The sequence below is a fragment of the Borreliella mayonii genome (assembly GCF_001945665.1).
In the GTDB taxonomy this organism is placed as follows: Bacteria; Spirochaetota; Spirochaetia; order Borreliales; family Borreliaceae; genus Borreliella; species Borreliella mayonii.
Window position 1 is genome coordinate 1 of record NZ_CP015787.1, and the last position, 8,307, is coordinate 8,307.

Here is an 8,307-nt window from a genome sequence, read left to right on the forward strand (position 1 = left end):
CCATATCAAAATCATAATCAATTTATATTTATCTAAAATTGTAGCCCATACAAAATACAAAATATTTTTTTCTTTTGATTAAAAAGTATTTACTTTTTAATCAAAAGTATGCTATACTCTTATATAAGAAAATATATTTTACGGAGTAAAAAAATGAAAAATTTCCCTAACATAAAAACCCCCAAAACTTGTAACAATAAATTACAACATAAATTAGTAGTTCTTATCTCAACACTAGCGTACATAAATAAAACACATAAGAAATACACACAAAAAATCATACTCTATTATTTTAATGAAAATCTAAAACGAAATGGTCAACCACCCGTTAAACTAAAAACAATGCAAAATTATCTTTACAAATTAGAAAAAGAATTTAAAGTCACAACTAATTATCACAAACACTTAGGAGTAAATTTTGGGACCGAAATATACTATCAACTTAATTTTTCTAAAAAAGATTGTTATCAAAAAATAAACGAATACTTTCAAGAAAAAAAAGATTTAAGATTTCAAAATAGAGCTACAAGGGGCCTTAAAGATAGATTTACTAAAAATGGGAGTGTAGAGTTACCGGAGTGTTTAAATAATAAAAATAATATAAAAGAAGAAAGAAAGATTAAACAAATAGAAAAGTATCAAGTAAGAAATTATTTCAATAAATGTAACTTTTTATGTAAAAAAATTATTTCAATTTTTCTTACAATTTTATTCAATTTAGATATTGATAAAGATAATATAATCAAAATACTTAAAATCATAAAAATAACAGAAATTAAATTACTAAAAAATAAAAATATACATTTTAATAAATCTAACTTAAAAGAAAAGCAAAACAAATTAAAAGAAATTCTAAAAAACACTCAAAAAGAATTTGAAAAAAATGAATATAATCCTAAACAATTAGAAATAAATCTTCAAAAAATATACGAAAATTACAAATTTAAGCCTCATTTTATTATTGAAAATCATAAATATAATGATTTAAGTAACATAAAACGTAAATTAGAAAAGTCGATTGAAAGAAAAAAAGAAAATCTCCAAAAAGATTATCAAAATTTAAAGATAAACGTTTTCAATATTCTTATTGAACAACTAAAAAAAGACACAAATATTGAAATCTTAAAGCCCATTATCAAAAAATATTTAAATAACCAAAAGAAAATAGAATACAATAAAGTATTTGGTATATATTATTGCGAATTATTAGAGCTAATAGAACATCAAAAAAGTGTATTGAGTTTAAAAGAATTAGATAGAAAGACTATATAAGGATTAAATATGGAAAATTCAATGAAGATTGAGCAAATAGATAAAAAAATAATTAAGAAAAGAAAAAATCCGTTTTTAAAAAAAGAAAAAGAAAATAATAAAACTGTGTATCATATGAAAGTAGTAACTGATATTCATAAATGGGGGATTGATACTAAAAAAAATGCATGTCGTGTATCATTTAGAGAATTATATGATCAAACAGAAATTCAAGAAATTCGATTATATTCGATAAAAAAAGGGGATAAGTTTTTAGGAATTTTTTATGGTTATAGAAAACCAATAAAAAATGTTTTTGTAAGATATACAATAGATGGAGTTAAAAAAGCATATTCATTTTCAAAAACATATTACATAGAGTTTAGATTTAAAACCGGCAGTGTTTTTTGTTATTTAAAGGGTATGAGGCGTTTAATAAAAAAAGAAAAGATAGATACACCCTATAATAAAGCACTTGTTGATAGATTGATGGATTTAGAAAAACATGTATACGAATTCTACAATAAAAAATATTCTGGTGAAGGGCTAATTATTAAATGGATATTAAAAAATCTAAAATAATAACAATAGCCAATATCAAGGGTGGTGTTGGTAAAAGTACAAGTGCAATTATATTTTCAATATTATTGTCTCAAAAATATAAGGTGCTTTTAATAGATATGGACACTCAAGCATCTACTACTAGTTATTTTAATAAAAAAATAATAGAGAATAAATTTGATTTACTTGAGAAGAATATATATAAAGTTTTAAAATCAAATTATTTAATAAATGATTCAATCATTAACGTTAATAATGGGCTTGATTTATTGCCCAGCTATTTAGGTTTACATGCTTTTAGTGAAGAGATTTTACATTATAAAACACATAGATTAAAGGACAGCTTTAAATATTTAAAATTCAATTATGATTATATTATAATTGATACAAATCCCCATTTAGACTCTACATTATCCAATGCTTTAGTTATTAGTGGACATATTATAGTCCCAATGACAGCAGAAAAGTGGGCCATTGAAAGTTTGCAACTACTAGAGTTTTTTATAAATAAATTAAAGTTAAACTTGAAAGTATTTTTATTCGCAACAAAATTTAAAAAAAATAAAACACATAAAGATTTACTGGAAATATTGCAAAAAAAATCAAGGTTTTTGGGCATTATATCAGAACGAGAAGATTTAAATAGGAGAATTGCTAAAAATGATGGTTTTGATTTAGATAAAGATTATATAAAGGAGTATCTTAATATTTTAAATAATTTTAATGCAAAAGCATAAAATTAGTGCGCCGGGCGCACTAATTTTATGTAAATAAGGATAAAAAAGTAGTGATTTTATATTAAAAATACAAGGGGGATTTTAATTATGAGTTTAGGAATAGAGATAAGCGATAGAATAATAGTAAAAGAGGAAATAAAAAAGAATTTAAATAATAAGGATGAAATAATAGAACATTATAATATGTTAAAAACACATTTAAAGTCTAATTTACAACAAGGTATTTACTCTAAGATAGAAAATATGAAGATTTTAAAAGAAATTAAAGATAATAAATATTATAAATTAGATGGATATAAAAATTTTGATGCTTTCATAAAAGATTATAAGTTAGCTAAAACTCAAACTTATTGCTATTTAAGAATAGCATTAGCTATAGAAAATGGTGTTATAGAGGAGCCTTTCTTATTAGAAAATGGCATTAAGGAGACTATACTTTTTTTAAGAAATAGTAATTCAGAAAAGGTTAAAAAATCTAAGCAAAATCCAATAAAACCTTTAAGGTTTCAACTTAAAAAGCAAGAAAGCTATGATTTTTACAAAAAAAATGCTAAATTTACAGCGTTTATTTTGGAAGAACTTCTTGAAAATCGAAAAGATTTTCTTAATAAGCTTTTAAAGAAATATGAAGGACTAAAAATTTAATTTGAGAATTTTATAAATAATTTAGAGAATAGTTTTTTATAAGTTCTTTTAAAAGAGAATTTAGTAAAGCCCTAAACGTTTTTTACAAAAAATTTTTTGTAAAAAACTTGTCAAAAATAGTTTTTGACATATACTTATATGTAAGAAAAAAATATTTTACGGAGTAAAAAAGTGAAAAACCTAAATAACAATCCACAAGAAATTAATCAAGCAGAAATTGACCACGGTAGGCCATCTATAAGGTAATATATAGGATCAATAAACGGGATATTGAAAAGAATACGTATTAATTCGTTTTTTATTAGATAAACCACAACATCTAGAGTGTCTAATAAAACGTTATTTTCTTTAATACCAATTTTCCTTAATATTTGGAGCAGTAATTGATAAAATTTCACTTTTAGTATACTCATTTACAAAATCGTAATTATCTAGTCTTTTCTTAATTAAATTAAAATCTTCTTTAGAAAAAATTTTTTTGGCTTTTGTATAATTTTTTTTATATCTGTTTCATCAATAGCGGCATTTAAACTAAAACTTAATATAAATAAAAATAATAATAAGAATACTTTTCTCATATCCCCTCCTAGGCTTTATTATACACATATTAGCTATGCTAATAAGAATTAGAACAAGACTAACAAATAGTCTTAATTTGGTGTTTAGAAATTAAGCATTGTTGATAGGATATTGGTAATTTTTATTTGATAAACTTAATAATTAACCAAATAATAAGACCATTAACAATAATAGAGATAAAGGGGGTTATTATTATGAAAAGAAAAACACTCTTTCTATGGTATGCATTAAATTTTTATAAAACTAAAACGTTTTGTTTATAAAAATTTTTTTGAATATCTTTAATATCTTTTTCTAAATTAAATATTTTAGTCTCTAAACCAGCAATTTTCTTATTTAAGTTAAAAATATTTTTTTGTGAAAGATTTTCTTCACTAAATTTTGTCTAAGTTCCTAGCATTAATTTTCTAAAGTATGAATTATTGTTTCTTGATACTAGTAACATTGTCTACAAGAAATTAATAATATAATAAGAATACAAAAAATAAAAATTTTATATTTCATGGGGCCTCTCCAAAATTAAAAGTAAAGCAAAATTATCTAATTGTAAAACAACTAATTTCAAGATATATTAGGCAAAGTAAAACATAAAAACTATTTATTGAAATTTTTTTTATGTTTTTGCAACAATCCAAATTTAATTTTTCAAAGATTTAAATATCTAATTTGTTACATTTTTCTGTTACATATTAACAAACTACAAATGTAATAAAAATGAAATTTTGGGAAGTTCTTCATTATAGGAATTAATCTTGTTAAAATGGCTAATAAATGACATATAGTACAAATTTAGTAGTTTTTTATAAATAATAAACTGAGTATATCACATATTCAGTCTGATCCCCTTGAAATTACCTATAGTGTTTATTATAGCTCCTGCTAAGCCTGCATTTGGCATTTAATGAGAGCACGAATAGTTACTCTAAACGCATTAGTTTTTGGTAAAATTCGACTTGCAATTTTTAGTAATTTAAAGTTAACATTTAGAGAAAATCGTTTTTGTAAACTCAATATATTTATTTTATTTAACTAAAAGACACCCTGAATTTATTCTCAATAATAATTAAAAAATTAACAAAAACTATTAAATGAACACAAAATCACTACTTTAGAGTAGCCAACTTAATAAAGTCTTTTTATAATGAATATTATCACTTTACAAGTTTTATATATAAAGGGGGGATTTATTGTGACTAAAGCTTTTAATGATGATATACGGTGTAATTCTTGCAACAGATTAATTAGAAAATATGACGAAACTTGTGTCGCCTGTGGGGCTAAAAATAACCAAAATAAAAAACCCTATTATAGCTTAATATCATTTTTATTTTGTCTATTTTTTGGCTATTTAGGATTTTCTTATTTAGGCAAAACCCCTAAAATAGGTTTTACATTTTTATTTATATCTATTGTTTTTTTGTTAATTGCCTTATTAATATTTAAAACGAACAAGTTTACTAATAAGTACTAGATTTGTTCGTTTTAATACCAATAAGGAAAATATTATTTTGTCCTATTTCAAATCTACACTCATTTTTTATACAAACATAAGTAGACATCATTAAAATCCATAAAATTAGGAACAAAAACCATAGAAAAAATTCAGTTTTCATTTTCATAGAGCTTCCCCTTCAGTGTCTGTGAACTGCTATTTCTAAATCAAAGATTATAGAAATAGCTTCTTGTTTCATCCCATGATAGCTTTTTAGGCTCTAAAAGAACGGTCATCCACTAGAGCATGGTCCACAAGCTTTACTTCAGGCAGTTCCTGCCTTAGTTTTTATTTCTTTATAATAATTCATCAACAATCTAAAAACAGTATCTTCAAGGCTTATACGAAAAAAATATTCTACTTATTTAGATAGGCATTACTGGAAACCTTATTTTTGGTCTAGAAGTTATTGCCTTATCTCTACTGGAGGAACTTCTATTGATATCATCAAAAAGTATATTCAAAATCAAAACAAATCTATTTATTAGCAAATTCATCTCCACCTAAATTTCATAGAAATTATAAGTGGAAAATTCTTTGTTATTTTTAGGTAAAGCTACTCTATCCCAAATTTTTTAGTAAATCTTTTAGTATAATACAAACTATGGAATAGAATTAATATAAATTGATATTATTTTATTTTGATATTTAATTTTGTTTTATTTAAAAGTGGAGTTAATTAATGAAAATTAATGATTTTTTAGATTTTAAAAAAGAAATTACAGAAATAGTGCTTGAAGTAGTCAAGGATTATCATAAAGCAGGAAAAGAAAATAAAATAAAAAAATCAACCAAAAATAAACAAGAAAATTCTAAAACCCCTGCTAAGTTGTACTTAAATCCAAAAATTAATCAATTAATTATAAAATGTGTCAAAACCCTAAAACAAATTGACCCTATATCTGGATGGTTTGTACATCTACTGGTAATAAGTGGGTGTAGGGGCGCCGAACTGCAAAAAGTAAAAATGCAAGATATTACAACTTTTTTAAGCAAAACCGGAAAAACTTTATACAACATAAAAGTAAATGTGGCCAAAAAAAAATTTACTACTTGTACTAGAGAATTTATTATAACCGAAAAAGAATTTACTGCTATTCAAAAAGTACACGAAACTTACTTCAAAAAGAAAAATCTTAATACTAGCCGCACTTATTTTTTTCAAAAAACCAAACATAGGTTTAAAGATAATCGAATTAGCATTGACCATATTGCTAAAAAATTCAAAAAGTTACTTAGAAAATGGGGGTTTGAGACACGTAAATCACTTCATTTGTGTAGAAATATATTTATTTTCAATTTAAAATCTAGTGGCTACAACTCTTTTCAAATTAAAGAACTTATGAAATATTCTTCAACATATGAAATTGATAATATTTATGGACTATCTCACGCAAGTAAAATTCAAGCGTATGAGTGCATAAAAAATAGTATTGCCTTATAGCTTAACCAGTTAAGCTTGAATATCTTTATTTTTGACATATAATCCTTTATATTCATTTATATATCTTTAACAATTTTTTTTCAGTGTTCCTATTCAATGGGGACACTGACACTATTTGCAAATGCTATATTGCTAGGGAAAAATACTGTACCACTTGTTGGTAGTAGTCCCTTTAATCTATCTGATATTGCCCTTTTCTTAGGGTCAAGAGTAAACACAAACTCTCTAAATTTATAATTTAACTGCTCAATTAGTGGATATGTATTCGTAATATTGTAAATTAGCATCTTCAACCTATCTTTAATGGGCTTTTCTCTTTTTTTATTTTCGTTTTGGATTCTATTTAATTCTTTTTATAGACTATCAATCTCCATTAAATCATACGCAAGATTTTCAGCAGATTGATTATCCTTAATTTCAAGGTCTGCACAATCAACATATTCTATAAATTCTCTTGCCCAATCAAACTCAACTCCAGAACTATAAAAATCACTCCTTTCTACTAAATCTTCAACGAGATTTAGTAGAAAATCATTGTCACCATTATTTAATTTTAATAAATTGACCGCATTGTTTTTAACAATTTTATTTCTTAAATTGGAAACTTCAAATTCACATTTATTAACAAATTCTAACACTTTTGCTATCAAAAGATTATTTCTTTTAATCTTACAGTTAACTGGTGCAGCATCTATTAAAAAGAATAAATTACAATACTCAAGCCCAGTACACGCTAGTTGCACTTGAGCCTGCACATAGTATTTGAAAAAATACTTACTGCTTAAAAAATTGCCATTTTTATTATACTCATCAATAGCACTACTCATATAATTAGAGTCGCTACTTTTAATCTCTAATAGTTCTAAATCACTATCATTATTAATAAACCAGCCATCAATTATTGCACCTACTAAATTTTCTGAACTACCTATTTTTTTGGAATAGTTATACTTATCAACACCGTTGGCATATTTGTTTTTATACAAAATATCAATATTATCCCCGTGTGCTTTAATAAATTCTCTAAATCCTAAATTCTCTAACTCTTTGCCCTTGAGCATATATAAATTCTCTTCATAAGGCATACTTATACCAAAATATTTAAGTACTCTATTCATCATTAAATCTTTTAGTCCTGCACCACCAGTTAGAATATTACCTACTTCACTAGCTCCGTATTTATCAAGTTTGTTTCTTTGCACACTAAAATCAATATTGCGATTAAATCTAAAGCATTCTTGACTGCTTATTTTTGGCAATTTCTTGTCCATCTTGCTTAATTTGCTTTTTTCTTTAGTTTGATTAACTTGATAATCAAGTTCTATAAAATCTTCAAAACCAATAAAATTTTGTTGATTGTGTGCTTGATTAATTTCTTGTGGATTGTTGTTTAAATTTTTCATTTTTTTACTCCGTAAAATATATTTTCTTATATAAGAAGATATCAAAAACTATTTTTATCAAGTTTTTTACAAAAAAATTTAGGGCTTTACTAAGTTCTTTTAAAAGAGAATTTAGTAAAGCCCTATGGATTTAAGAACTGATATTTAACGGTCGTAATAATAAATGAAAATTAATACAACTATTAGTAGTATAGA

General features: G+C 24.2%; 7 protein-coding genes and 2 pseudogenes. 7 read left to right on the top strand and 2 right to left on the bottom strand.

The genetic code is table 11. The features are described 5' to 3' along the window. Positions 1 to 153: 153 nt before the first annotated feature. From Bmayo_RS05335 to Bmayo_RS05350, 4 genes are all read left to right on the top strand, one after another. Positions 154 to 1,272, top strand: coding sequence for a plasmid maintenance protein (locus Bmayo_RS05335; RefSeq protein ID WP_075552793.1), 1,119 nt, complete (start codon positions 154 to 156; stop codon positions 1,270 to 1,272). Between the two features lie 9 nt (positions 1,273 to 1,281). Next, complete coding sequence (locus Bmayo_RS05340; RefSeq protein ID WP_075552794.1) at positions 1,282 to 1,833, top strand: DUF226 domain-containing protein; 552 nt, start codon at positions 1,282 to 1,284, stop codon at positions 1,831 to 1,833. Next, a complete protein-coding gene (locus Bmayo_RS05345) occupies positions 1,809 to 2,549 on the top strand; it encodes a ParA family protein (protein ID WP_075552795.1) in 741 nt (246 codons plus the stop codon). Before Bmayo_RS05340 ends, Bmayo_RS05345 begins: the two co-directional genes overlap by 25 nt. An 87-nt stretch (positions 2,550 to 2,636) precedes the next feature. Continuing rightward, on the top strand, positions 2,637 to 3,194 hold the full coding sequence (locus tag Bmayo_RS05350) for a chromosome replication/partitioning protein (protein WP_075552796.1): 558 nt from the start codon (positions 2,637 to 2,639) through the stop codon (positions 3,192 to 3,194). Between the two features lie 206 nt (positions 3,195 to 3,400). Here Bmayo_RS05350 and eppA read toward each other — a convergent pair. Next, positions 3,401 to 3,668: pseudogene (gene eppA / locus Bmayo_RS07085) on the bottom strand (exported protein A EppA). 1,294 nt (positions 3,669 to 4,962) lie between these two features. Here eppA and Bmayo_RS05365 point away from each other — a divergent pair. The 3 genes from Bmayo_RS05365 (at position 4,963) to Bmayo_RS05375 (ending at position 6,709) form a co-directional block, all read left to right on the top strand. Continuing rightward, positions 4,963 to 5,244: a hypothetical protein gene (locus tag Bmayo_RS05365; protein WP_075552798.1), complete on the top strand. Its 282-nt coding sequence runs from the start codon at positions 4,963 to 4,965 to the stop codon at positions 5,242 to 5,244. Positions 5,245 to 5,606: 362 nt separating this feature from the next. Further along, positions 5,607 to 5,753 (top strand): transposase, encoded by a 147-nt coding sequence (locus Bmayo_RS05370; RefSeq protein WP_235633230.1) that lies wholly within the window; start codon positions 5,607 to 5,609, stop codon positions 5,751 to 5,753. Positions 5,754 to 5,947: 194 nt separating this feature from the next. After that, positions 5,948 to 6,709: a tyrosine-type recombinase/integrase gene (locus Bmayo_RS05375; RefSeq protein ID WP_075552799.1), complete on the top strand. Its 762-nt coding sequence runs from the start codon at positions 5,948 to 5,950 to the stop codon at positions 6,707 to 6,709. Positions 6,710 to 6,798: 89 nt separating this feature from the next. Here the strand turns inward: Bmayo_RS05375 and Bmayo_RS05380 are convergent. Then, positions 6,799 to 8,112, bottom strand: a pseudogene (locus Bmayo_RS05380) (DUF244 domain-containing protein). Between the last annotated feature and the right edge of the window lie 195 nt (positions 8,113 to 8,307).